At 44.9% G+C, this 243-nt stretch carries 1 pseudogene; it reads right to left on the reverse strand.

Going from position 1 to position 243, the window contains the following annotated elements:
• A pseudogene (gene nadE / locus R0J88_RS22810) lies at positions 1-243 on the reverse strand (NAD(+) synthase); the annotation flags it as partial.

The raw sequence follows: 243 nt of genomic DNA on the forward strand, positions 1-243 counted from the left end.
CTTTCGTATTGAGAAACCATACGTTGGCGTGCTTTCAAGTTACCTTTAATCATATCTATTTGAGCTTGATCTGGTAATACGTCACAGCTGCTAGTCATTGCGATTAACACTTGCTCATGTACCGCATCAGCAGCAGGCTGAATATTAACGGTCATACGCTTACTTGGCTGAAGAAAACCTACCGCCATTTGTGCTTCGTCTGCAACAGGTTGCACGCCGTAAGGTAGGCGCACAGCAATACAT

The sequence above is a fragment of the Pseudoalteromonas sp. SIMBA_162 genome (assembly GCF_046535955.1).
Classification (GTDB): Bacteria; Pseudomonadota; Gammaproteobacteria; order Enterobacterales; family Alteromonadaceae; genus Pseudoalteromonas; species Pseudoalteromonas marina.